Annotated in this window: 23 protein-coding genes, 1 tRNA gene and 1 pseudogene; 17 read left to right on the top strand and 8 right to left on the bottom strand. The window is 34.9% G+C overall.

From position 1 onward, the window contains the following. Positions 1-2,514 (bottom strand): N-acetylmuramoyl-L-alanine amidase, encoded by a 2,514-nt coding sequence (locus ACM26V_RS17025; protein WP_416147935.1) that lies wholly within the window; start codon positions 2,512-2,514, stop codon positions 1-3. 962 nt (positions 2,515-3,476) lie between these two features. On the opposite strand from ACM26V_RS17025, the gene ACM26V_RS17020 reads away from it, so the two are divergent. The 6 genes and pseudogenes from ACM26V_RS17020 to ACM26V_RS16995 all read left to right on the top strand — a co-directional run bounded on the left by ACM26V_RS17020 (position 3,477) and on the right by ACM26V_RS16995 (position 9,892). Next, positions 3,477-4,043, top strand: a complete 567-nt coding sequence (locus tag ACM26V_RS17020) for a hypothetical protein (protein WP_416147934.1) — start codon at positions 3,477-3,479, stop codon at positions 4,041-4,043. A 4-nt stretch (positions 4,044-4,047) separates the two neighbouring features. Continuing rightward, on the top strand, positions 4,048-4,218 hold the full coding sequence (locus tag ACM26V_RS17015) for a YvrJ family protein (RefSeq protein WP_416147933.1): 171 nt from the start codon (positions 4,048-4,050) through the stop codon (positions 4,216-4,218). Positions 4,219-4,236: 18 nt separating this feature from the next. Beyond that, positions 4,237-4,494, top strand: coding sequence for a helix-turn-helix domain-containing protein (locus tag ACM26V_RS17010; RefSeq protein WP_416147932.1), 258 nt, complete (start codon positions 4,237-4,239; stop codon positions 4,492-4,494). Between the two features lie 194 nt (positions 4,495-4,688). Further along, a pseudogene (locus tag ACM26V_RS17005) lies at positions 4,689-5,588 on the top strand (aspartate kinase); the annotation flags it as partial. A gap of 1,261 nt (positions 5,589-6,849) precedes the next feature. Further along, complete coding sequence (locus ACM26V_RS17000) at positions 6,850-8,205, top strand: IS1182 family transposase (RefSeq protein ID WP_416147931.1); 1,356 nt, start codon at positions 6,850-6,852, stop codon at positions 8,203-8,205. A 319-nt stretch (positions 8,206-8,524) separates the two neighbouring features. Then, the gene (locus ACM26V_RS16995) at positions 8,525-9,892 is read left to right on the top strand and encodes a transposase (protein WP_416147930.1); all 1,368 of its coding nucleotides are present in this window, start codon (positions 8,525-8,527) and stop codon (positions 9,890-9,892) included. A gap of 415 nt (positions 9,893-10,307) precedes the next feature. Here ACM26V_RS16995 and ACM26V_RS16990 read toward each other — a convergent pair whose 3' ends face one another. Both ACM26V_RS16990 and metA read right to left on the bottom strand, forming a co-directional pair. After that, positions 10,308-11,765: an alpha-amylase gene (locus ACM26V_RS16990; RefSeq protein WP_416147928.1), complete on the bottom strand. Its 1,458-nt coding sequence runs from the start codon at positions 11,763-11,765 to the stop codon at positions 10,308-10,310. A 92-nt stretch (positions 11,766-11,857) separates the two neighbouring features. Continuing rightward, positions 11,858-12,772, bottom strand: coding sequence for a homoserine O-acetyltransferase MetA (gene metA / locus ACM26V_RS16985; protein WP_416147927.1), 915 nt, complete (start codon positions 12,770-12,772; stop codon positions 11,858-11,860). A gap of 193 nt (positions 12,773-12,965) precedes the next feature. Here metA and ACM26V_RS16980 point away from each other — a divergent pair, with 193 nt between their 5' ends. The 6 genes from ACM26V_RS16980 to ACM26V_RS16955 all read left to right on the top strand — a co-directional run bounded on the left by ACM26V_RS16980 (position 12,966) and on the right by ACM26V_RS16955 (position 17,297). Continuing rightward, complete coding sequence (locus ACM26V_RS16980; RefSeq protein ID WP_416147926.1) at positions 12,966-13,742, top strand: Cof-type HAD-IIB family hydrolase; 777 nt, start codon at positions 12,966-12,968, stop codon at positions 13,740-13,742. A 153-nt stretch (positions 13,743-13,895) separates the two neighbouring features. Further along, positions 13,896-13,972, top strand: a tRNA-Arg gene (locus ACM26V_RS16975). Positions 13,973-14,112: 140 nt separating this feature from the next. Beyond that, complete coding sequence (locus ACM26V_RS16970; protein WP_416147925.1) at positions 14,113-15,078, top strand: tyrosine-type recombinase/integrase; 966 nt, start codon at positions 14,113-14,115, stop codon at positions 15,076-15,078. 191 nt (positions 15,079-15,269) lie between these two features. Continuing rightward, entirely contained in the window at positions 15,270-15,449 is a 180-nt protein-coding gene (locus tag ACM26V_RS16965; RefSeq protein ID WP_416147924.1) for a hypothetical protein, read from the top strand. Between the two features lie 26 nt (positions 15,450-15,475). After that, the gene (locus tag ACM26V_RS16960; RefSeq protein ID WP_416147923.1) at positions 15,476-15,658 is read left to right on the top strand and encodes a hypothetical protein; all 183 of its coding nucleotides are present in this window, start codon (positions 15,476-15,478) and stop codon (positions 15,656-15,658) included. Between the two features lie 679 nt (positions 15,659-16,337). Next, on the top strand, positions 16,338-17,297 hold the full coding sequence (locus ACM26V_RS16955) for a hypothetical protein (protein WP_416147922.1): 960 nt from the start codon (positions 16,338-16,340) through the stop codon (positions 17,295-17,297). 64 nt (positions 17,298-17,361) lie between these two features. Here the strand turns inward: ACM26V_RS16955 and ACM26V_RS16950 are convergent, their stop codons facing one another. From ACM26V_RS16950 to ACM26V_RS16940, 3 genes are all read right to left on the bottom strand, one after another. Beyond that, complete coding sequence (locus tag ACM26V_RS16950) at positions 17,362-18,723, bottom strand: DNA cytosine methyltransferase (RefSeq protein ID WP_416147921.1); 1,362 nt, start codon at positions 18,721-18,723, stop codon at positions 17,362-17,364. Positions 18,724-18,957: 234 nt separating this feature from the next. Further along, positions 18,958-19,119, bottom strand: a complete 162-nt coding sequence (locus ACM26V_RS16945; RefSeq protein WP_416147920.1) for a hypothetical protein — start codon at positions 19,117-19,119, stop codon at positions 18,958-18,960. 10 nt (positions 19,120-19,129) lie between these two features. Then, complete coding sequence (locus ACM26V_RS16940; protein ID WP_416147919.1) at positions 19,130-19,417, bottom strand: hypothetical protein; 288 nt, start codon at positions 19,415-19,417, stop codon at positions 19,130-19,132. A 1,167-nt stretch (positions 19,418-20,584) separates the two neighbouring features. Between ACM26V_RS16940 and ACM26V_RS16935 the strand changes: the two genes are divergently transcribed. From ACM26V_RS16935 to ACM26V_RS16915, 5 genes are all read left to right on the top strand, one after another. Beyond that, positions 20,585-21,649, top strand: coding sequence for a hypothetical protein (locus tag ACM26V_RS16935; protein ID WP_416147918.1), 1,065 nt, complete (start codon positions 20,585-20,587; stop codon positions 21,647-21,649). 18 nt (positions 21,650-21,667) lie between these two features. Beyond that, a complete protein-coding gene (locus ACM26V_RS16930) occupies positions 21,668-22,669 on the top strand; it encodes a hypothetical protein (RefSeq protein ID WP_416147917.1) in 1,002 nt (333 codons plus the stop codon). 191 nt (positions 22,670-22,860) lie between these two features. After that, entirely contained in the window at positions 22,861-23,217 is a 357-nt protein-coding gene (locus ACM26V_RS16925) for a hypothetical protein (protein WP_416147916.1), read from the top strand. Between the two features lie 71 nt (positions 23,218-23,288). Beyond that, positions 23,289-23,501 (top strand): hypothetical protein, encoded by a 213-nt coding sequence (locus ACM26V_RS16920; RefSeq protein WP_416147915.1) that lies wholly within the window; start codon positions 23,289-23,291, stop codon positions 23,499-23,501. A gap of 199 nt (positions 23,502-23,700) precedes the next feature. Continuing rightward, complete coding sequence (locus ACM26V_RS16915; protein WP_416147914.1) at positions 23,701-24,132, top strand: hypothetical protein; 432 nt, start codon at positions 23,701-23,703, stop codon at positions 24,130-24,132. 175 nt (positions 24,133-24,307) lie between these two features. On the opposite strand, the gene istB is transcribed toward ACM26V_RS16915, so the two are convergent. Beyond that, positions 24,308-25,066 carry an IS21-like element helper ATPase IstB gene (istB, locus tag ACM26V_RS16910; protein ID WP_416147913.1) on the bottom strand — a complete coding sequence of 253 codons (759 nt, stop codon included), beginning with the start codon at positions 25,064-25,066 and terminating at the stop codon, positions 24,308-24,310. Continuing rightward, positions 25,063-26,589, bottom strand: a complete 1,527-nt coding sequence (gene istA / locus ACM26V_RS16905) for an IS21 family transposase (RefSeq protein ID WP_416147912.1) — start codon at positions 26,587-26,589, stop codon at positions 25,063-25,065. Before istA ends, istB begins: the two co-directional genes overlap by 4 nt. Between the last annotated feature and the right edge of the window lie 21 nt (positions 26,590-26,610).

Below are 26,610 nucleotides of genomic sequence, written 5' to 3'. Positions count from 1 at the left end.
TTAATCATCATTAATTTTAAAATATGCACCAATACCTGCTGGTCCAAAACCAATATAACCTTTAAGTCCCTTCCTTACGCGCAAATCATAACCTAATGAAATTAAAGACACTTCGGTACCTAAGGTAAATGACACCCCCATAATATCAAAATCCTTGCTTACCTCAAACTTCTGTAAAGATACTCTTGTTGTTGCTTCAAAACCTGAAGGACTAGCATTGAAATTAATGTCTGCAGTTCCCATTTCCATTCTCGCATGAACGAAATCATCAAATCCACCTTCAATAAGATTAGCACTAAGGGATAATCCATATCTCTGTTCAAAATCAGGCTCATAATCGAAGCTAGAGTTGTTGGTAAGATTTAATACATCTCCATAAAATCCTTCTGATTCCTCTGGTGATTCATGTTTAAAAAACAAATATTCTTGACTAGCATAAAAAACTTGTTCTAAAATTAGAGGATTAGTTATCTGAATACCTTCTCCTAATTGAGGGTTCGGATCATAAGTTTGAATTGGAGAAAGCTTAGTTATAGCATTAACAGTCGCCATGGCTATATTAGTCAAATTATTTGTTAGCGTGGTAACATCTCCAGTGTTGTCAATAAACCCTTGTTCAACGAGTACAGCAGGCATGTTGGTTTCCCTAATCACATGATAAAAGTCACCATTTTGCCCTTGTCTTGTTTTTGCTCCTCTATTATAAAAATAAGTAGACAAATTATTTGTAATGTCTATTGCATGTTTTCTTCCTACTCCACCGTACAAGCTGTTATCATATACACTATAATACACCTCAGACCCTCGTCCTCCACCAGCATTAATATGGTTGGAAACAAATAAGTCGGCTCCCCATTGTTTAGCCATATCGGTCCTTTGTTTTAAAGAGATAAACACATCACTCTCACGTGATAATCGGACGTTATACCCTGCCTCTTCTAGTGCGTGTTTTTGGATCAGAGAAATATCAAGATTAAAGTCTTTTTCAAGGAATCCGTGTCCTACAGCCCCTGTATCAGATCCACCATGTCCAGGGTCAATAAAGACTTTAAACACGCCTTTAGTTGATCCATCTGACGAATCACTATCATCATTTGGTGGTTCACCGTTTGAAGCCGAAAGAGCATCCCAAGTTCTCAAGCCAACAACACCATCTGGTTGAAGGCCTCGATCATGTTGAAAAGCTACTACTCCACTTTCAGTATTAGGACCATAAATACCGTCAGCATTTCCTACAGAATAACCAAGGTAGTTTAATCTTTCTTGAACATATGTTACGTCAGCACCAGATGAACCATTTGATAATAAATTTCCCGGATATAAACGATCGCCATGATGAGGATTCGATACTGGCGTGCCATTAAACATCAAATTCCATGTTTCGGGGCCTACAATCCCGTCCGAATCTAAATTATTGTTTATTTGAAAATTGGTAACACCTTGTGTAGTCATTGGTCCGTAAATGCCGTCAGGTGTTCCAACGTTAAAGCCAATGTTGTTCAATCTTTCCTGTACACGTTGAACATCTGCACCACTGGAACCGTTGGTTAATAGTATTCCAGGATAAGGATTTTTTATATCTGTCGTTGAGTTACCAAATAAAACATCCCAAGTTAATCTTCCCACTATCCCATCTACATCTAAATTATTAACAGATTGAAATTGAATTATCGCATATTCTGTATTTGACCCAAAAATACCATCTACGCCACCTACATGAAAATTTTTACTATTAAGTTGTCGTTGAATCGCAACTACATGATCTCCAGTAGATCCGTTTGACAACAAATAATTGGGATAAGGCGTGTGATTTTCATAGTCGACTGAAGCATTCATCAAAAGAGGCCACGTTTCTTGTCCAATGATCCCATCTACTGATGTATTCATATTTTCTTGGAAAGACTTTACGGCATCTTCTGTCATTTGACCATAGATCCCATCTACTACTCCAACGAAATAACCCAAGCGATTTAGCTGAGTCTGAATTAATTCAACTTCTTTGCCAGATGACTCAATCATAATTAGATAACCAGGGTATGGAAGGTCAGAACTAGGACCATCAATTGTGTCCATGAAAAGGCTGTCCCATGTTACTTGTCCGACTATTCCGTCTACTTTAAGGTGATTATCACTTTGAAAACTTTGAACAGCTGATTGCGTACCGCTACCATAAATTCCATCTTCAACGCCTGCATTGTAATCAAGTTTGTTTAATTGTTGTTGTATGATTTTCACATCTTCCCCAGATGAACCCACCGATAGAAGGTTTCCAGGATAAGGTGTATTTCCAGAAGAATCACTACTAAATAATTTATCCCATGTTAATTTTCCAACAATGCCATCATCGTTTAGATTATTTGCACGTTGAAATTGCTTTACCCCACTTGTAGTAATAGGACCATAAATACCATCAGCAGTGCCTACATTAAAGGATAGAGAATTTAATCTTTCTTGTACTTCTGTGACCTCTTGTCCACTTGAACTTTCAAATAACAAAACACCAGGAAATTGCATATTAATTCTCCTCTCATTCTTTTTATTAGTTACGAAGGAAGGAAAACAGTCGCCATGCCTTCCTCACAGCGTACTGTCTGTTTCGTATACTAGATAAAGTGAAAAATAAAAGGGAAATAACAACCTGTAATTTTATTTTTAGAATTATATGAAGTATTTAAAGCACGTCTCTAATCAGTCGGAGGATGTAGTTTTAAAATCAGTTTTTCCATCTGTTTTTTATGTGCAATTCAATCTATCTTTATTAAATTTACAAAAAATAGATTTGAACAATCTATTTAATGAATTATCAACCTTTATTATAAAACCATAAAATGAATATAAATAAACCCCCTTTAATCAAAATATTAAAAAGGACCGGTACAAATTTTGTCTGTGTGTAGAATCAAGCTCGACAACAGACCCCAATTTTTTAATTGTATTTCTATACAAATATTTGAGTTTTCTTTTTTGATGAACCAATAGAAGCATTACAGATATCGGTATAGTGGTAAGGATATTGAGATAGAAAACTCAATTTCCGAAAATAATACTTGTGTTGCCAGCCTGATTTTCCATTAACTTGGTTACCACATTAGCACAAACAAATAAGTGAAAGGATTTAGGTGAATGGTTGAGTGAAATATGTTTAATGAATTAATTGCATTACAGATCTTATAATAACGACAACTGATATAAAGAACGTAATCAAGCCATTCTTTGATAAAACAAATAATGATACTAGTAAAATTATTAAAAGTATATTTAAGTCATGTAAGGTTAATGTTTTAACATCAGTTTAAGATATTGCCGATAAATTAGTTTTCATAATGAATTTAGCCATTCAATAAGTGTCACTAATGTGATATATTTGTTATAATATAAAGCGAACATATGTTTCGTTTTGGTTGTGATTAATTCCCTTTTTTACTCTTTTATAGTATATAAAGTATAAATATAATAGGGGGATGATACTAATTGTTATGTCAAAATATTTTAAAACTGGTGTCGATAATCGTAAAAAAAAATTGGTCATGAAATTTTTGGCTTATGATGAGCATTATAATCTTTTGGTTAATACTATTAAGCACCCATCTGTTAAAAACAAAGAACAACTTAATTTAGCATTCCAAGATTATTACACTGAGATTAGGATAATAAGATATCTAGCAAACGCCTTTTATTTCAATTCTATTAATTTCGATAAAAGAGAACGACTATACAACTTTAGAAATACACTAGCTTTAGATAAAAAAGATGATGAAGGATTAATTTGTGTTGATAGAATATCAAGTGATGAGTATTTAGTGAATAATGAATCCTTTGGAAATGGTGACCTTTTTGAAGGATTAGAAAGGGAGGGTGTAATTAAAGGGTATCAGAAGTTAACAAATCGACAAAAATTTATAGTTACTGCAAAGTATAAACATGAAATGAAGGAAGAAGAAATTTCAAACCTATTATCTATATCGCAACAAGCAATATCTAAAAATCATAAAAAGGCTCTACTTATAATTAAAAACGCTATATTTAATGAGGAAAGAAGGTAATCGTATGACTAATGAAACGACATTGATAATGGAAATGATAAGTAACTTTGGTTTTCCTATTATTCTCTCAGTCTATTTGTTATTTCGTTTTGAGAAAAGGATGATTTCACTTGAAGAAAGTATTGAGAAACTGAATATCGTTGATAAAATAATTGAGGATAGAGAAAATAATTAAGTTTAAGGAGTAGATTACATGAATTGTTGCGTTCTTGAATTAATTAAGGAGGTACAATATGACGACAGTAAAAGAGAGGCAGCTATCAAACAATTAATCACTATTTTTGAACCAAAAATCAAAAAATCGTTAAATAACACGTCGTTTCAAAACAAATCAGATTTAGAGCAAGAGCTTGTTTTAAAAATGATCGAGATAGTTGATAAATATGAAGTTGATAACACTATAAATATCTTTGATTATATTTGTATAGATAATTCGCAAAATAATGTATAATTAATTCTGTATGAGTCTAGATATCATAAGTGTCTACTTCCGCATAAAATAGAATTTCGCCTTCAGATGTAAGCCCAGGTATGAAAAATCAAGATCAAAGTAAAAATAAATGGCAAGGCTAAAAGCTTATACCGTCTAAAAACGGTGGAGTTTGACCACGCTTCTTTAACTTAAATTGAAACACAGTATACTTAGGAAATGCACGGATATTACCAGAAGCGTATGAAGAATTGGCAAAACTGAGAGATCGACAAGGCATTTTGGTCATTCCAGGGTTCTTCGGTGTTTCAAAAATGGGTAACATTGTCACGTTTCCACGAGGTGGATCTGACATTACTGGATCAATTGTGGCAGCTGGAGTAGGTGCCGATTTATATGAGAATTTTACTGACGTCAATTCGATTTATAGTGTTAACCCAACACTCGTAAGTGATCCACACAAAATGAAAGAAATTACGTATCGAGAAATGCGTGAGTTAGCCTATTCTGGTTTTTCGGTGTTTCATGACGAGGCTTTGCAACCTGTTGTGAAGAAGAAAATTCCAGTACTTATTAAAAATACGAATGATCCTCAAGCAACAGGGACACAAATTGTTTCTGATCGTGTGTTAGATGGATTAGCAGTTGTTGGTATTGCAAGTGATGAAGGTTTTTGCAGCATTAACCTCAGAAAATATTTGATGAACAAAGAAGTTGGGTTTGGGAGGAAATTGTTAGAGATTCTTGAGGCGGAAGAGATTTCATTTGAGCACACGCCTTCTGGGATTGATAATATGTCCGTTATCATTCGATCTCATCATTTACAGAATGGGAAAGAGGAGCGGATTTTGCATCGCATTCGCACAGAATTATTTGTGGAGGAGGTTCATGTCGAACGAAACCTAGCAATCGTGATGGTTGTCGGTGAAGGGATGGCCAAGGCGGTAGGAGTCGCTTCTATGGCGACAGCGGCCCTATCCAATGCTGGGGTCAATATAAAAATGATTAATCAAGGATCATCTGAAGTGAGCATGATGTTTGGCGTCAATGCAAGTCAAGCGGATTTAGCGGTACAATCTTTGTATTATGCGTATTTCACGCCAGTAAGCCAGTAGTTATAATTGGACGACGTCAAAAAGGATGCGAAGATTTTCTTCACATCCTTTTTCGTGGTTAATGTTTTGAGAAATACACAGATAAATTATAAGTGTACCTAATCCATTGAAATACATTTATATCAACATTTTTGAGGAAACCCAGTGAATTTGGGTGTGTTAAAATCGTTAATTTCTTTCTTACGCACCCACTCTTATCAAGTCTTTGCAAAGAAATAACTGTATTTATCAGAGTAGGATGCCTCTTTCATGGCTTCGCTTTCCGCGGTGAAGTCGTCAAGCCGCTTCGGGCAAATGCCCTGCAGGGTCTTGTCAGGACTTCCAATACCGCAGGAGTCTTGCCATGAAAGAGTCATCCCTAGTGTTTATAGTCGGAAAAGCCCTCTAACCTGCAAGGTTTATGGGCTATATTGCGATCATCCTTTGCACGTAACTGCGTAAAAAGAGCCGGTAACCCTCATAACAATCAGTATTTTTAGTTATTCAGTATCCCTTAATTAGGGTCTACTGAATAACATAGGTCTTTACAAAGATTCTTGGTTTTTTATCAGAGTAGGATGCCTCTTTCATGCCTTCGCTTTCCGCGGTGAAGTCGTCAAGCCGCTTCGGGAAAATGCCCTGCAGGGTCTTGACCGGACTTCCAATACCGCAGGAGTCTCGCCATGAAAGAGGCATCCTTCGTGTTTATAGCTGGCAAAACTCTTTAACGTGCAAGGTTTTTGGACTTATTGCGCTCATTCCTTTGCACCTAACTCCAATAAAATAGGTGGAAACCACTGTCACAATCAGTATTTTCAGTTATTCAGTAGCACCTAATTATTACTTGGAATTTTATGCACCAAAAAAGCACCAGCAAGATGCTGATGCTTAAAATTTGTTAATTTTCTTAAATAAACAAGCTGTTTAATATAAACTAAAAAATCAATTTATATTAAACATACAGGTAAAATCATGCATTTTCTTATTTGAAAAATGACTTTTTCTATCGCGCTTCTTAATTTTAGCATCTGTCGCAAAATTTGTTACACGCTGTCCAGGTGAAAATTTGTCAAATTTTGTCACATTGAGAATCGACGGTCTGCTGTGTGCTGATGCGTCTCTAAAATTTTTTATATATTTTAGCAAATCATATGAGTGAATTTCATAATTTAGAGCCCTTGCGTCCCAAGGAGTTTGAGACACAAAAAAGGAAGTACCTCCCCAAGTCCTGTATAATGGTGGTTGACCAAAACAACCAAAAAGACTGGAGGAAATACTCCCTATGGCCATTATACGACAAACGAGCTTATTTAGCATTCAAGACTTATATGAGATGGAACCTACCCAACGTTATGAATCGATTATTTCAGCGATAGATTTAGATGCGATCCACGATGAAATAACCAAAAAATCCCGACTTGGTGCACCCGTAGAGCTGAATTATGCGGCAATGGTTATTTCTATGTTTGTACGAATCGTTGAGCGCATTCCAACGATGAAGGACTTAATAAAACGTTTGAATGATGACTTTATATTTAAGTTGAATTGTGGTTTTCTTGTGTCTGACAATACTCCCTCTGAAGCTGCCTATTCACGACTTATAACGAAACTGGATGACTCTATTGTTTTAGAGGAATCACAAGAGAAAGTTGTTCTTCAAGCCATGGCGGAAGGCTTTATTATGGATGACACGGTCGCTATTGACGCCACCCATTTTGAAGCACGTGATCAAGCACCACCAAAAGAAGAAAAGCCAAAAGCAGAACCTAACAAGCGTGGGCGCAAACGTAAAGACGAGCGAGAACAATGGCTGATGGAACAAGCAGAAAAGGAAGCAAATCTTCCACTTTTCGAAAAGAAAATAGAAGCTCAGTTGGATGTTCCTTTACATGAGTTACGTTCGGAAGTTCCTCAAGACCCTAAATGGGGTGTAAAGAAGAACAGCGAAGGAAAAAATGTCTTTTGGTACGGCTACAAAGGTCACTTAGCTGTTGGTACATCCAGTCAATACATTTTACAGTCCCTTTTTTCTTCTGGCAGTTTGAATGATGGAAAAGCAGCTATTCCTTTATTAAAGGGAGTGGATGAATGCCTATCCTTGCCTTCTTTGGCCTACCAGACAATGGACGCAGGCTATGACTACGCCCCTATTTATGAACAAGTTCATCGAATGGGAAACCAATCTGTGATTGCTTATAATAAGAAAAATGAAGCAGAACCCATCGGGTTTGATAAACACTTTGCCCCAACCTGTTTTAGGGAACATTCCTATCGTTATGATAGTTTTGATGCCAAGTATGAAACGTTGAAATACACAAGTCCAAAAGAATGTAGCGACTGTCCTTTAGCTAACGAAGGCATTTGCCAAAAGGTTTATAAAGTAAAAATCACGACAGACCTCCGAAAATATACAGCACCAGCACGTGGTTCAAAAGCATGGAAACATCTATCCAAACGCCGCTCAGCAGTAGAACGCGTCAATGCTTATCTAAAGGAATATTATCAACTAGACAATGTACGTTATCGAACGGGAAAACGCGCAAAAGTTCATTTTGACATCGTCACGCTTATTTATAATGCATCAAAATTAGCAAGTGATCGTATCAATTTACTGTTAAATCAGCAACAAGCTGCTTAAAGAAATTTTTAAAAACGACATTATTAAAATTCTGCAGGTCTTTGAATTTTTAAAAAGGTGAATTATGAAATTGATTCATATGCATAATCAAACTTCTTTTTATTAAATTTGTTTTTTTCATAATAAAGATATCTTGAATTTTGTTATCACTCACAGCAAGCAACTCCAATTGATTAATTAATTACTTACAATTGAGTCAATTTCATAATTCAGAGCCCTTGTGGCCCAAGAGATTTAAGAGACAAAAAAAGGAGTACCTCCCCAACTGTCGAATTTAGTAAGTAGCGAACAAACTAATTTGACTGGAGGGAAGACTCCTATGTCCATTTTACGACAAGAGAGCCTACTAAGTATAGATGTTTTATACGATTTAGAACCTACCCAACGTTACGATGAGTTATTTTCAACACTGACCACCGGTCCTATTGTACTCATGGTGCTCAAAAAATCACGTTTGGGTCGCCCTGTAAAGCTGAATTATCCAGCGATGATCCAATCGTTGATTATTCGTTATGTGGAAAGAATTAGTGAAGTAAAACTCTTAGTTAAACGCCTGAAAGATGACATTCAGTTTAAAAGAGATTGCGGATTTGGTGTGGCAGACGCAATTCCTTCGGAAGCTTCTTACTCCCGCATGGTAAGTGAGATTAAAGCTTCTTCTGTACTGAAAGATATCAACCATCAACTCGTCCATGAAGCTATAGATGATGGGTATATTTCGGACTTCAATGTGGCCATTGATGCGACACATATCGAAGCGAAAGATAAAGCCCCTTCCAAAGAAAAGAAAGATGATACACCGAAACCCGAGCCGAAAAAACGCGGCTGTAAAAACAAGGAAGAACAATCGGCATGGCTCAAAGAAAAAGAAGAATTTGAAGCTTCTCTTCCGGTTTATAAAAAGAAAATCGAAGATCAATTGGACATACCTTTTGACAACCTTGAAGATGAGATCCCTCTCGGTCCAGAATGGGGCATCAAAAAGAACAGTGACGGTAAAAATGTTTTTTGGTATGGCTTCAAGGGTCATATCGCCGTTGAAACAAAGAGTCAATTTATTCTCGAATCTCTCATGTCTAGCGGTAACTTAAATGATGGTAAAGCTGCGATTCCGTTATTAAAGGGCATTCAAACGCATTTTCCTCATTTTCAGATGAAACACGTGACGATGGATGCTGGCTATGATTATCCAGCTATCTATGAACAGGTTCATCGGATGAAAGGCTATTCGATTATAGCTTATAATAAGCGGAATGAACCGGAGCCACTTGGCTTTGATAAACACTTTGCCCCAACCTGTGTGAGAGAACATTCTTACCGATATGACAGCTTTGATAAGAAGTACCAAACATTAAAATTTACCCAACCAAAAGAATGTGGAGAGTGTCCACTCGCTCATGACTCGCTATGTCAAAAGGTCTTTAAGATAAAAATGGATACAGACTTGCGGAAATATAGTGCTCCAGCAAGAGGTACTGAATCATGGAAGACGATCTATAAAGAACGAAGTTCCTCTGAACGAGTGATTGCGTATCTAAAAGAACAATTTCAACTAAACAATATACGATACCGAACAGGAGAAAGAGCGAAAGTTCATTTTGACTTTACTACACTTGTTTACAATGCCATGAAACTCGCAGGATTACGACTGAAAACAAAGAGAAGCCAAGGACAGAAAGCTGCTTAAAGGTATACAAAATTTTTGATCGTTGATGTTGAAAATCTGTGAGACGCCTGCAGGAAGAGCAATAGCTGAAGATCCATCGGGGCGGTTTCCCCCGATTAGCTGAAACATTGCCTGCGGCAAGCGAGCAAGTTTTCAACTATCAACACTAGCTTTTAAAGTGACGATTTTTTAAAAGAGTACTTTTGATATTCTGCGCTTCTGACTTTATTCAGAAAATGCATTATGAAATTGACTCAATTATAAGTTACTTATATTTTATTCACAAGATTTTAAATTACAAAAATAAAAAGTACCAGCAAGATGCCAATGCTTTAAATTTGTTAAGAATTTTGTAATATTAATTATTGATTAAAAGTAAAAAACCTCTTCTCTGTAAAAGCAGGAAAGAGGTTTTGATTTGTAATATAAAGATATATTATTGTTTTGCAATATATACAGAGACAGATTCACCTTTGACAGTAAATTCTCCATACCCATTATCGTCAATTACAATAGTATCCTGGGAATTGTTTGTTAAGTCGATCCAGGTTTCCTGAGCACGTTCTTCGCCAACAAACATTTTTTTATGGCCGTCCTCACCGTTAGAAATAATAACAGCGCATCCGGAATGATCGATGTCTTTATCACCGAGACGAACCCAACCAATCGTATTTTTATGATCGAAATAATCGTGTTGTTCACCGTACGCGTATTGGTTTCGTGCGTCTAATAAAGGATCAATTATCTCCTTTTTTCCTTGGATAGGATCATCTCCACTTATGCCAATGTAATCTCCGTAAAACAGACAAGGATATCCGTCTTTACGTAAAAGGATGAGTGCATAGGCGAGAGGTTTGAACCAATCTCCTATCCATGACTCTAATGATTCACCAGGTTGCGAATCATGATTATCGACAAACGTGACCGCATTCATCGGATGTGCTGCGACGAGCGTATCGTCAAACATACCTCTCATATCGAAATCACTTTTAGCCAGCGAAGCCTCGTAAAATCGATAGTGAAGACCTACGTCGAACAAATCAATTTGATAATCAACAGATTCGAGAAAACTAGAGCATGCTTCTAAATCTGGATTCCAATATTCACCGACGAAATAAAACTTCTCACCAAATTCTTCACGTATATCCGAAATAAATTCGTCAAGAAATTGATGATTGATATGCTTAATCGCATCGAGCCTAAATCCATTACATGCGGTTACTTCTGCGAACCACTTCCCCCAATGTATCATTTCTGTCCGGACTTCGGGATGGTGGTAATCAATATTCGCAAACATTAAGTAATCATAGTTCCCAAATTCATTGTCTACGTGATGGTTCCAACGTTTATGGTCTCCTAAAATACGATAGATGCCGCGGACAGATCGCGATTCATCATAATCTGTCCCATTAAAATGATGGAAATTCCACTGGAAGGACGAATGAACTCCAGCTCTACCAGGGAACGTAAATTTTGTCCAGCCTTCAATTTCAAACGGTTCTGAAACTACTTCGTGTCGATCATCAGCATCAACTTCTACAACCTCAAACGTTTCCGTTTCATCAGCCCCAGCAAGGTGGTTCATAACAACATCGGCATAGATTCTAATATTGTGCTGATGACAAGCTTGAATCCCTTTAATTAATTCATCCTTCGTACCATACTTCGTTCTCACTGTATTTTTCTGATCAAATTCGCCCAAGTCATAGGCATCGTAGATTCCATAGCCATTATCAGCTTGAGAGGTACCTTTTGTGGCAGGAGGAATCCAAAGAGCGTTTATCCCATGTGATTCAAGTTCCGACGCAAGTAAAGTCAGTCTATTCCAGTGGTCGCCATCGTTGATCAAATGCCATTCAAAGAACTGCATCATCGTTTGATTCCGTTTCGTCATGATGAAACTCCTATTCTACGCAGAATTTAACGTAAGTTTCCCAATTTCGTTCGAACTTAGTTTGTGAAATTCTCCATAAAACCAACTTAGATTCACTTCCATTCGAATGGCGTTTGTTGGTAAACGTAATAATTGAGCCAGTTCGAAAAAAGAAGGTGTGCATGTGAGCGCCAGCGGTTCATTGGTGCCACATTTGGGTCATTGTTCGGAAAATAATGGGCAGGAATACGGACATTTAAGCCACGGTCTAAATCACGTTCATACTCTTCCTTGAGAGTGACCGTGTCATATTCTAAGTGACCAGTAGCCATAATGTGCTTACCGTTTTTTGACATTATTAGAAAAGGCCCAGCTTCTTTAGACGTAGCTAACAACTGTAAGTCTTCATGGTTGTCCAATTCCTCGGCAGAGATATTCGTGTAACGAGAATGTGGAGCGATGAATTCGTCGTCAAAACCTCTGAGAAGTTCAATTTTTCCCTGTCCATTAAAAATTTTGTGTCGAAAAATGCCCGAACATTTTTCACTTAATGGAAACTTATCAATCCCATAGTGATGATATAAGGCCGCTTGGGCGCCCCAACAAATATGCAAATTGGAGGTGACATTTTCTTCTGCCCAATCCATGATCTGAGCCATCTCATCCCAATACTGCACCTCTTCAAACTGAAAGTGCTCAATCGGAGCACCAGTGACAATCATGCCATCAAATTTGCGGTGACGAATACTTTCAAAATCTGTATAGAAATCAGCCATATGCGATTTGCTCTCATTCTTAGGTTCATACGTGACAGTTTTTAGAAAAGTAATGTTTAACTGCAGTGGTGTGTTCCCAAGCAAGCGCAATAAATGAGCCTCGGTTTTTTGTTTGTCAGGCATCAAATTTAAAATCACAATATTTAATGGACGAATCTCCTGAGACTCCGCCCGTTGATCTTCCATGATAAAAATATTCTCTTTTTCAAGTACTTGCCTTGCAGGTAATCGTTTTGGTATTTTAATTGGCATAAGGAACCCCTCCGCTACTGTGTGCGAACGTTTAGAATTTTTAATAAGCTTTATTATAACAGTTGAAAGAAAATCTACAATGGTTTTGCATCATATAATGGCGAATGTATTAAAATTCACGTATAATAGAGTAATTGTTGCATAAATGGACCGACTACATAAATGAACGAGGAAGTGAAGGTGAACGGAAAAGATGAACAAAAAATTGATTTTCTTCGATATTGATGGAACGTTACTAGATCACGAAAAAGAATTGCCAGCTTCAACAGAAGAGGCAATTGAAAAATTGAAACAAGCAGGGCACCATGTCGCGATTGCTACTGGACGAGGACCTTTTATGTTTCCAGATCTACGCAAAAAACTAGGGATATCTACATACGTTAGTTTTAATGGTCAATACGTTGTTTTGGATGAACAACCGATACATAAAACAGTCTTAGACAAAAAAGAGTTGATTCGTCTTACCGAAGAGGCTGTTAAAACGGATCATCCTGTCGTATTTATGGATCATAAAGATATGAAAGCGAACATTCCATTCCACGACCATATTCAATCGAGCATGGGCTCTTTGATGTACGGGCACCCAGATTATGATCCTTCCTATTTGGATGGCAGAGATATTTATCAATCTTTATTATTCTGCACCGCTGAGGAAGAAATGAAGTATGTAAAAGAATTTGCCAATGCTTTTGATTTTATTCGTTGGCATGAATTCTCGATGGACGTGCTCCCAAAAGGTGGCTCAAAAGCTGAGGGGATTGAAGCAATCGTTACGAAGCTCGCGATGAAAAAGGAAGATGTATACGTGTTTGGCGACGGTCCTAACGATATTGAAATGCTTGAGTTTACACCAAACAGCGTCGCAATGGGCAATGCCGTACCAGCAGCCAAAGAGGCAGCCAGCTTTGTTTCAAAAGATGTAGATGATGACGGAATTGCGTACGGACTGAAGCACATGGGATTGTTGTAGGGCAGGCCAATAGGTAGAGGCTAATCGTGATAATGATAGTGATTGATTAGCTTCTACCAAACATGTCCTAACAAAAATAGTGCAATACCTAAAATTACCCCTTTGAAACTCAGCTTATTTCCTATATAATATGACAAGTGAGAAATTCGATAGGACTCTGTAGCTCAGCAGGATAGAGCAGCCGCCTCCTAAGCGGCAGGTCGGAGGTTCAAATCCTCTCAGGGTCACCAATTTATACCCTTTTAACCGTTGGTATGACAAGGTTTTGATGGTCTAGGGAGCACGAACAGGGGTTGAACCTTGAGGTAGAAGCCCTAAAATACTCCTTACGTAAATCAACTTCTAATACAGGATATTAGGAGGGTGTTTTATGACAAAGAAATTAGGACTATTTGATGTATCACTAGAAACAGAAATAGGGAAACCAAAAGATGAAAAGACCGTTGTGAAAGGGACAGATGCTAAATTTGCCTTTAAAACGATTGCTCGACAAATGGAATTAAATGGTTTACGACAACGCACCATACAGGACTATCAGATGAATTTTGATAAGTTCCTCCACCTCACTAAGACAACCTACTTAGAAGAAATTAATACAGATACCATCTATTTATGGTTAAGTAGTATAAATGTCTCTCCACAAACTAAATTAACTCGCTTAAAATGCATTAAAGCAATTCTCGGAAAATGCTTCAATAATGGTTGGTTCAAGACAAAATTTTGGTTAAATATTCAGATCAAAGTGGACAAGCACGTTAAAAAAGGTGCAGATAAAAATGACTTAAATTTGTTGATCTCACTACTCGATACATCAACCTTCATTGGATTGAGAGATGCAGTAGCGATCCTCACTTTACAAAAAACAGGTATAAGGATTTTTACTCTTGGTGAGATAAAAGAGTCACATATTGACTTTCAAGATAAATCATTGATCCTTGGTGGCGATGTGATGAAAAATCATAATCATATCAAGTTACCGTTAGATGATAAACTGATTAATTTATATCAGATATTAATAAATTTGAATCACAAAATAAGAACATATTACATGCAAGATAATGAATATTTATTCATAGGTAGAAGAGGAAAACGTATTAATAATAAATCCTCTAACAATACAATTTCTAGACAACTGAGTAAATATTCGCAACGATACAACTTAGACAATATTAATGCTCATGCAATTAGACGATCCTACGCTAAAAACCTTTATGATAAAAAAGCAAGTGTTGCTTTAATTAGCAAAGCATTGGGACATGCTAACTTATCCGTCACGACACAATATTTAGATTTAGAGGTCAATGAGGTCGCTGAAAGTTTAAGGGATTATTTGTGAAAAAAAGAAAAAGCGACTCCTTTTCAAATATCACTTAACTTATTTGGGTTATAAGTTAAGTGATTCATATTACTTATAAGTAATATTTACCAAATTGTTCTTCTTTACATATACACTCTCAATTTATATATTTATAATTAAAGAGAAGTGTTATAAGTGAGTCAGAAAATATATATTATCGAGGTGAGGTCATGGGAAAAGTATATATAAAAGGCTGTCCATATGAAACTTCCGAAACAGAAGATAAGCATATTTTTAAGGATGTTTCAGATAATGTATTAAAAGTAAATTTTTCATTTAGTAAAAACAAAAAAGACAATGAAAAAGCCGAAGAAGCTCTAAGAGTTTTTTTTACAGAGATATTTTCATAATATCCAGAGAAATGAGGTAGGATAAAATGAAAGTGATTAAAGAAGTACAAACAGAGGATTGTATTTTAGTCTTTGTTGAGCAACCTCATAAACCGAAAGATGAACAGGAAGCAAGAGAATTTAAAGAAAAATTTTATTATAATCTTGCTAAACTTCTGCTCAATGAAGAACTTTTGAGACAAAAAAGGAAGAAAGAATTGCTTAATTGAGCTAACAGGTTCGTTCCCTATCGCAAACAATAAAAATGTAACAAAAAAATGACTACTAAATTGGTATACAATTTAGTAGTCATTTTTTTGTTATATAAATTTCACCTAATATGCATGGAACAGGCAGTATAACAGTCTAGTAAAATTAAACAGTTTATTCTATATTTTATAAGTGTTTATGAACTGAGCTATTTTTTATGCGAAAAGCACCACAAAATAAAGTGCAATTTAATATACATTAATATCAAGTCTTTTATGAAATCGATTGAATCCCTCTTTTTAAAAATTGTTTTGACAACGATGATTTTATTTTTCTTCGCAACATAAAGCCTATCCGCAATCACATCGCCCCATATGAAAATCATTAACTCTAAAGAATCCAATCATATAGTTAAATAGTAATGTTATTGAAACTTAAAGTGACAATACTATTAGTCTATATATATTACAAAAAAAACATAAAAATAAGTATTTAATCACAAAAGACTTTTACAGTCTCTAGTTATCTGTTAATATTTACTAAAGAACGTTACTTAAGACGGAAATGTAAAGGTAGTGAATTTACTTGTGAAGAAAGGAGTGCAAACAAAGGATTGTATTTTGGTCTTCGTTGAGCAAGTTTAGTAAAATGATTTAAAAGTTCTAATAGATTAATTATTTTTAAAAAAGGATGATACATATGACAACTGAAAATATTTGTGAATATTTAAGAAAAGAAGCGGTAAATCAATTATTTGCAATGAATAGCTTCAACAACTCATGGCCTAGTTGGGAATCTGTTATTAGCGAACGAATAAATCATTTAAGTGCTACTAATGTAGTAGATTTAGGGGATAATCTAGCAGATATTTTTAAGCTTACTGGAGTTGCAGGTCGAACGCAATCGGATGTATCAGGTGCAGGAAATGCTTGGGAAGCTTTAGTGTGTTGGTATTTAAATTTATGTTTGATAGGTAGCCGAACTGTAGTGGTAAAGCAAAAAAAATCTTTGATTCCAGAACCCATTCGTCAGTCTTTAACGGTTAGTTATGGTTCATTCCCATCAGGAACGGAGTCGGACTTGATTGCTATTACATTCCCTAACAAGCCAGATTATTTGGAAGATAAACATGGCATAACGATTAGAGATAATGAAGGTTCTTTAATTCCAACATCTGTAGGAAGAAACTCGAAATTTAATTATAAGCCATTAGTGGATGCACTCTTTGAAAGAGATTTTAGTGATTGTGAAATAGGTGTAATTCAGTGTAAGACTAACTGGAATGACAATGCCCAAATTCCAATGTTATGGGATATGATCTATGCCTCTAGAGGATTTAGAAGGCACTCTATTTCTGTCGGGACCTCCACATTTTCGATAGATGACTTGGACAAGTTCACATATTCTTTTGTAACAGTTCCAACTGTTGATAGAAGTGGCATTAATTCTAACAGCACTTGTGTTAAGAGAGTGCAAAATTTATCTGGTGGAAATTATTGGGGGCACGCTTCAATTCCGTCTGTTGCAAACTCACTCAAAGATATTTTTGGAAGGAATTTTAGTTCAGCATCTTCTGAAAGTTTGATAAGAAGGCTTAATTCAGAACTAGAAAAATTGAGTGGAGATTATTCTTATTTTAACTTAAATAATGATAATTAAAATTAGAGATTTAAGTAAATAAATTTTAGTTGACATTGATTTAATTTACCAAACTAAATCGCCACTATACTAATGTATAGTGGCGATTTTTGGATTTCTCTAATGCTTTTTTTATTTCAAGTCCAATGGCTTTAGCTAACAAGGGGGGAACTGCGTTTCCCACTTGAGTGTACTGAGGAACTTCTACCTTTCTTCGTGATCCACCTGTAGTTCTTTTTCCCAAAAATTCAAAACTATCATCAAAAGATTGTATTCTCGCCATTTCTCTAACCGTAGGTATTCTATTTTCAAAAGGAGTTAAATAATCATCAGGCAATGTAACCATTGTAGGAGAAGTGGTTTCTTCATTTAGTCTGAAACGGTTACTTTTTTTAGTTAATAATGCGTTCATCATTTCATCGTTTATATTGCCTACTGAAAAATTGTGAATTATTTCCTCCTCATTATACAATCCGGCTAGTTTATTTATGCAATTTTCAAGTAGAAGAGGGTATTTCAAAATGTTAATACCATCTTCTCTAATTCTACGCATTACCAAGGACGAACTTTCACCTTGTTTAAAAAGTGAAAAACGTTCTTTTACTAAGTTGCTATGCAATGATAAATCATGGTTAAGAATTTTTTTATCATACTTTAGGGAACGTCCAGAAATATGGCTTGTCCGACCATGTTGCGAATTTTTTTGATAATCAGAATTTATGTAGTTTAATTGATTTTTTATAGTTTCATCGACAATCAAATCAGCTATTGCATCTAGTACACAAATTTTGTTATCCTCATTTGGCGTAATAGGAGTTGGATACGAAGGTGGTTCTTCACCTTCTAAATAAGCTAAAAATATAACTCTCTTTCTTCGTTGCGGAACGCCATAGTCCGATGCATCTAAGATTTGGGGTTGTAATGTATTATATCCTATTTGTAAAAATTCCTGATGTAAGATATCTGGTACTAAAGATTTAAAAGGATATTCTGTACCTGTTACACCAACGAAACCATCTAAGCGAGTATCCATAAATCCTTCTACATTTTCCATAACTACAAATTTTGGTCTTATATCGTTAATAATTCTTAAATATTCTTTAAATAGTGTATTTCGGGGGTCGTCTTTGTCTCGTCTACCTGCACGACTAAAACCCTGACACGGTGGTCCACCAAAAATTGCATCTATTGTAGGTTTAGGCTTATCTTTAAAAATTTTTAAATTATTAATTGCTTCACTAATTTCTTCTGAAGGTAAATCTCTGATATCAGTTCTTTGGAAATGTGTATTTTTACCATGTATTAATCCCAATTGTTTATGTCTATTAACATATGTTTTTTCTACATCTACATTTATATCTGAAGAGTAAACAATATGAAAACCAGCTTGTAACAGACCTTCACTCATTCCTCCAGCTCCGCAAAATAAATCTATAGCATATGGCATTATGTTCACCTCATTTTATTGGATAGTACCATTATCTAATAAGTTGTCCCAAAAATCCAGGTCTTTTTTAAAAGAAATTACTAAATATATTTATTCAGAGAACTTGTATGTAAATTTCCCTCTTATATTTGTATTTAGGTAACTAGAATAGGTTATCAATATGCGTACAGAATGTAAAGAGATTGTATTCCGCTCACTACACAATATGGATTAAAAATAAAAGAGAAACACCACTCAATTTTGAGTGGTGTTTTCTCGTTCACATTTAACGGACTCTCGATAATCCTTCACATATCTTATTCCTGTTTTTACAAACACCCCTCCTACTGCACAATAAGTCAGTTTAATGAACAACCCTACAACCATCCCCACTTTTGTTAATAATACAAATTCCATTTAATCCCTCCTATAAGTAGTTACCTACAGCAAGTTTTGGCTTTGTAGGTTGTTGTTCCACTCTCTCTACAATCTCTCGTAGTGGCTGTTGTGGCTTCTCTGGCGAGGTTGTAGGAGTGATTCTTTGGGCTAACATCTCCTTTACTAATCCAGAAAATGAAGCAGATGATTCAAGGGCAAATCTGAGTAATTCCATTTGTCTTGGACAGTTTTTATTGAATGCACATCCTTGAGTGATGTAATCTCCTTTGTTTTTTGCGATCAATTTTTGAAGGGTCTCATCAACGTTTTTGCTCATGACCTAATCAATCCCTTTAGAGATTTTTTTGAAATACATATGTAATACATCTTATATTCTGAAGAGACACCTTTGATTCCTTTTTCTTAAACATTAAGCAAAGTGAGGATTTTACTTTAAATAATTGTAGGGGATTTCATCTTTTCAATTCACGATTGCAATCAACTTCTTATAGTATATAAGTCTGCAAATTATGATTATTAATAAAACCTTTTACAATCAATTGTCCAACAGGTGTAGGACGTACTAAATAGATATATATAAACACCCTTTTAAACAGGTGCAATAAATAACAGAGTGGTTAATTTTCTGGATTTGTTTATCTTCCCTCGTCTTGCTTAATCTTCTTCTGCATGAAAAAACCATCGACAATTTGTTAAGTTTCCATCGGTTAATCCTCCATTTGTCGGAGTTGATTCATAAGGGGTTTTGAGAGTTGTGTTTAATCTATATATTACTTACCTTTTAAAGTTGTTTAAAAGGTTTCTTGTCGATGGTTAGGGGGTGAGGTTCGAGTTTAAAAGTTGTTTTAAAGGTTTATTTTTATCGTCAGTCAGAAACATAAGACTTTAAAAGGTTTGTGTTGGACAGAATTTCTATAGATTTAGAAACAAATAAAAAAGTTTTCACTAAAACGTATACAAAACCGCTTTGAAAGCCACTAATAATTAGATAGAGATATTCTATATATCTTTTTTTATAAAAACTAACAAATTAAATTGTTGAGAAAGGAAGATAAAATGAAAAAGTTAATTGAGTGGCTTAGTTACAGATTTGTCAGTGAGCAGAAAATGTTTAAGCAATTAGAGGATTCACACAAAGAATTACAGACATTAGAATTGCAGTCTATACATAGAGAATTAAAAGACAACAGTAAAAGATAAAATTTTTCGAATTACATGTAGGTTATGTACTTTGTCCACCATCTTTTTACAAGTAAGGAACACCTTGTAAAAACCTAGCCACAAAGTACCAAAAGGCTTAGTTAAATTAAATAAGTCATAATCACACGAGCAACGGTCTTTTTGTTGCGAAATGTAACGACTGGCTCTATTACGAATGAGTTAGGAATATATATAAATTGAGGAAAGATTAACTTTCAAATATATCTTTATTAGAAAGTAGATTTTTCCTCAAAAATAAAAAGTGAATTGGAGTAGTTTTAGAATGGAAAGATTTACACTTGAAGAAATAATAATGAAACTTGGGAGTGAGGGGATGATTAAACAGTTTATTTCCAAAAAAGAAACCTCTAAAAAGAAAAAAGGTAGTGTTGATGGAAAGTATACTAAGCAGCTAATGGAAAAACTGGATTGTAAATGGACTTCAATAACAGTTGAAGGAAAAGGTGCTGAAAGGATTTTTTTGTGCGAAGGAATAAGAGAGGTTGAGAAAGAACGTCAAGATGGAAGAAAAAATAATGGGGCAGTAATTCCTTATGAATATGAGATTAACAGTTTGGTGCTTGACTACATATTAAAAAAGCAACCAAAATCAATGTCTTTGAACAAATGGTTAAATGAAACTGAATTAGCAGATATAAGTTTTACGACAGCTTATCACAATGGATTTGCAAGAAAAAATCATTTTGAATCTTTGAAAGAAAAAGATGAAAGTATAACCGATCAAGATTATGTAATGTTGGAGCATTTTATAAAAACAGAAGTCAACACACTTAAAGGAAATATCAAATCAGTATTCAAGAAATTAGAAAGAGCAAAAATCATCATGCACACTGTTGAAATGATGGGATGTACTTCACAAAAAGAACATAGAAAAATAACAGATGAAGAAATGATTCAAATTGGCTTAATCAAGAGAGAGTTATTTGCAAAACATAATCTTGAGCCAAGTGAACTTTATAAAGATAAGGATGAAAGAGTTATTGATTATTGGACTGACTACAAAATAAGATTAAAAAACGAATTAGAACTGTTATACATATATGAAAGTCATGGGTGCTTCCTACAAGCAAAAGATGAAACGATTGAAACATACTTAGATAATCTGGTGGAAGATGAATTGTTTTTCTGTTACGGATTAAGTGAAATCAATATGATAATGATGGTCAGCAATTTCAAAAATTACTACCACGACAACTCAATAAAAAGAGCAGAGAGTAGACAAAGAAATGTGGCAAATAGATGTGATCATAGTTGGATTAATCAAAGAAAAGTGCTTGAAGAATATGCGCCAATGTGGGAAAAATTATTAAATTTCTATAAATTATAAAAAAAGGGATTAATTAAAATGAATATGAAAGAAATGATCAAAAATTATCAAGAGAATCAAGATAGAGAAATCATCGACAAAATTCTCAATTTAGTCGACAAGGATTTATTACATTTTAAATATGATGGTGGGGAGCCAATAGATGTAAATGGGATTGTTTATGTTGCTTATCGCATTAGAGCGAAGATTATGCAACATTGTTTTAAGGCAAGGAATCAAAAAAATATATATGAAGCAAGTCAAAAAGATAGAGAGGATTACAATGGATTATTTTGTGAAGAAGGAGATAGTTGGGTCAGTGATTTGTCGGATAATTTATGGTTGGGAGTAGATACAGATGAACTAAAAGCGTATAACTTTAAATCTGTTTTTGAAAATGAGAAAAAATTAAGGGAGTATTATGGATCACAAGCAGATGATTTATTTCATCTCTGTAAAAAGTTCACCAAACTTAACAAGGACAGCGATGAATTTAAGCAAGATTTGAAAGAGAGCAGAGATGAGTTATTGCCATTATTTATAAAAGGTTTGGAGCACGCTTTAGTTAGAGTGGATGCGGAAAGAAATAAAAAAGAAATCGTGAAATACATAAACATTGCAATGTTAACAAAATACATCGAGTACCAAATGGAACTAAATGGGACTAAGAGGATCGTCAAAGGAGATACTAGTATATATTTAAAACCAAAGTTTAGTGAGGACTCAGAAAATCAAGCGTGGATGGTTATTCTGGATAAAAGCTTAAAATTTATTAAGGATGAATGGTTTGAGGTTGAATTAACTAAAAATCAAAAGACATTTTTAAAAGAATTACATAAAATTGTAAGAACTGAAATTGAAAATGAAAATGTAAATGCTTTTTGGTGGAATGCAGACAGCACTCCTAAATTAAACAAAATCGAAATGGCAAAAAGGATGAATATGAAGGAATCTAATTTAAAAAATACATTAAAACGCATAAAGGATAAAGTCCATGCTGATTGGGATCAAACTTGGAATGAGTATAAAAATATTGGGTAAATAGTTAACGTGTTTCGTTACCTATCACAAATCAGTCATTTTCTCGCTCCTTCTTATTTCGTATTTTCTTTACTTTACATAAATCCTATAATTATAAAAAACTATTTTTTCTTTCAAATAATATATTATAATAGATAAAAACAGGCATATATTCATTTAAAATTTACATGCCTTACCAAAGGGTGATAAAAATGACGGACATTCTAAATTTTGAAAAGTTAAAAATCCGAAAAATGTTAAAAGAAAAATATGAGAAATACGGAAAAATTAAAAAAGAACACAAAACTGGGATAGAAATTTTTCTCACGGTCATTAAATTTTCCCATGATTACATGCAAGAAAAATATGACGATCCCCTAGAAATGATAGCTCCAAAATCCAAGACAATAGATTTGTTTAATGACAACGAAGATTATTTTCAAAAAGCATTAATTAAAATTACGGACTACTGGGAAATCGATTTCAATAATACCAACAATCTCTTTTGCCAATTTGAGACTATCCAAGACATATGTGTTTTTGTCGAAAAAAATCATAAAGCGACCTAGACCCTTCTTACTACTAAATCTATTTAAAATGTTATATTAGATATAAATTATAGAGAAGGAGTGGTATAGAGATGTCAGAAATAAACAAAGCTCTTCGTAATGTTGAAAATATGAAAGAAGTTGGGGTAGCTGTAGGTATAGCGCTTGGGGATGCAATAAGGAAACACCCTAAAGAGGCATTAGTTATAGGAGGGGTATTAGGGGGTCTTTATACCCTGAGAAATAAAAAAATTAAATTCAAACTTAAAAGACCAGATTTAGACATTGAATTTGAAACAGAATAAATTATTTTAAAGGAAATAGTATCGTTTTTACATATATTTATTTTATGAATAAGAGCATTAATTACAACTTAATAAATTATTTAAAGCATTTGTCAAATGGCAGATGCTTTTTATATTGGATAAAAGTTATTAAGTAAAAGGAAATACAATAATAAATATACATTGGAATGTACATTAAAAACAAAGGGGTTTGTTTAAAATGAAAAAAAATAAAGTATTAAATTTAGAAATGGAAAATGGAATAGAGTATAAATTTGAGGTTGATCAAGCAGATTTAGCGAGATTCTTTACATATGTGGATGAAAATAAAAGTATTGACTTATGTAATGTGCATGCTGAATGGGTTTTGATTGATCCCGATAATATCAACGATATTAATGTTGTTGATTTTGATGGTAAGGTTATTTTTAACTTGAAACCAGATGATAGAGTCGAAATGTCAGACGAAGAATATAATTTAGCCGAGCAAGTAGCATTAGAGATGGAATTAAAATATCGCAAAATATGGGACTTAGCAAGAGAATTAGAAACGGAATATCCTTTTATGGATATTGATTTAGATTTTAATAGCGACAGTGAAGGATTTAAGCTCTTTGCACAAGGGTTGTTGAAAAATGGCGAAAAGGAATAAATTGAGCGTCCAAGACGTTATTGATATAAAGCGATTGTTACAGGTGTTTTTGTCAACATAATATTGAGCCACAGCGATCACTTTAAAAGTGAGCCACTTGTCATCTTTGTCCACCCATTAATGGGTAGGATTGGAAGTTGGGAGGGGCAACCCTCTCCCAACTTTCGCATGTTCTTTAGCCTCCTTCATTCTGTTTCATACTTTGCCTAAAACGATATGATTCGCCATTTAATAAATGTATATGTGATCGATGAGTGAGTCGATCTAAAAGAGCTGCTGTCATCTTGTCATCGCCAAATAAACTCGTCCATTCACTGAATTCTAAGTTGGTTGTAATGATGACACTCGCACGTTCATATCGACTGGAGAAAAATTGAAATAATAGCTCTGATCCTACCTTTGAAAAGGGCACATATCCGAGTTCATCTATAATGATCACATCTAATTTGAGCCACTTCTTTTCGAGAGCATTTAGTTTATGTTCTTCCTTTGCCATCAATAGTTCTTCTACCAATTCTGATGCTGTTATAAACTTGACTTTGTATCCATTTTGAATCATTTCAATACCTATTCCTGTTGCTAAATGAGATTTCCCTGTCCCACTGTTACCAAGGAAAATGATATTCTCTTTTTTTTCTACGAAATCACCTTGGCCTAACGTTAAAAATCGGTTTCGGTTTAAGCTGGGCATTAAACTAAAGTCATAGGTATCTAACGTTTTATGAACGGGAAAAGTAGCTTGTTTAAGTCGTCGTTGTTTTAAATTTTCTTCTCGTGTTTTCACTTCCAAATCTAATAAAGCTAACAAGTACTCTTCATAACTAAGGTTCCGCTCTTCAGCCTCTCTTGCGAGAGATTCGTAGTTTTGAGCGATCGTAGGCGTTCTTAATTGTTTCGTCATATGCTCCAGGAGTAACGTTGTTGTGGCCATCATTTCTTCCCTCCTGTCAGTAAACCGTATTGTTCTACGTTCGACTTTTGAACTTTATAGTCTAGTAAACTCGTAGGCGTTTTTTCTCTTGAAAGGTCATGAATGATCACGCCCTCATTTGTAAGTTGTTGAATCATATCGTGAACCACCTCATAGCGAAATACGTGAGTCTTCTCAGCTTCGATTAAAGCTTGAGTTAACTTGGGCAAGCCAATCTCACGATGTAAGAGGAGAAGACGGATGAACTTTTGATCTCCAATCGCTCCTTCTTGTTCTCTCATCTTACGATGATACCGTTTGAATACGTCTGGGATCTCAGAAGAGTGAAAGGCGTGTGCATCTCTTATTGCCCGCGGCTTATTAAGTAGAGCGTCAAGATAATGATCAAGATTCGTAAACATTTGATTTCGTTCATAAGATCGAGAATGTTCTGCGATCACTTGATTTTGAGCCACTATGATCACCTGATCGACAAAAATTTTTGCCCAAACAGCTTTTCCGACAAATTGACATGGAACAGAGTATTGATTGGTCTCAATTGTAACTAAAGACGTTTTATTCACCTGACATGATACCAACTTACACGCTTCAAAAACCTGATCAGGAAGGGCCTGTAGATAACCTTTTTCTTTCTCCCACATTTGAGCCACAGTCTCTTTGGAATTTGGAACCATGGTCCTTTCTGATTCCTTTAAACACCATTCTTTCAAGGAATCATTTAACTCTTCCATTGATTGAACTGCCGGAAGTGGAACGAAGGCATTTCTTCGAATATAACCAACCGTCCCTTCGATTCGTCCTTTTTCATTTCCAGAACGAACATTACAAAACTCTGATTTAAATAAATAATGGGCTTGTAGAGCGAGAAATGTCTCTTGCTCTATGCGATCTCTTCCTTTTAAAGTTTTTTGTACTGCCGTTTTCAGATTGTCATAGAGTCCTTCTGTTGGTATTCCTCCAAAGAATTCAAAGGCATGAACAAAACCATCGAGAAAGGCTTCTTGTTTCTCGTGAAGATAGGCCCTAACAAATCGCATGCGACTAGCGGATAACTGAATACAGAAGAGATAAACCCGTAGGATTCGGCCTTGAAGAATAATATCAGCTTCACCCCAGTCAAATTGAAATTGATGTCCCAGTTGAAATTCCAAAGGAATAAATACTTTTTGAAGTTTCTTTCTACGCTTAGCAACCACTTTTCGAATATTAGATGCCGAGCCTTTAAATGCATACTCATCAACGAGTCTCTTATAGATTCTAGCTGCCGTATGTTTTTGTTTCGCCCAATGCTTCAAATCATCTTCTAGCCACTGATCGATGATTGGCAATACTCGTTTCGTTTCATCTGAATATTGTTTGGATCCATAGATTCTTTGTCTATTAATCGCCGTGGGGAGTTCTGATTGATTAAGATATTTACTTACGGTATTCCTTGAAATACCAAGCTTTTTTGCGATGCTTCTTTCCGATAAACCTTCAACCTCTTTTAAATATTTGATATTATAATATTGAGCCATATCAATCATCCTTTTCTTCCTCTCAGTATG

The sequence above is a fragment of the Salipaludibacillus sp. HK11 genome, from assembly GCF_047795645.1.
Taxonomy (GTDB): Bacteria; Bacillota; Bacilli; order Bacillales; family Salisediminibacteriaceae; genus Salipaludibacillus.
Note: the sequence above shows the minus strand (reverse complement) of the source record. Positions and strands in the feature narration are given on the sequence as shown.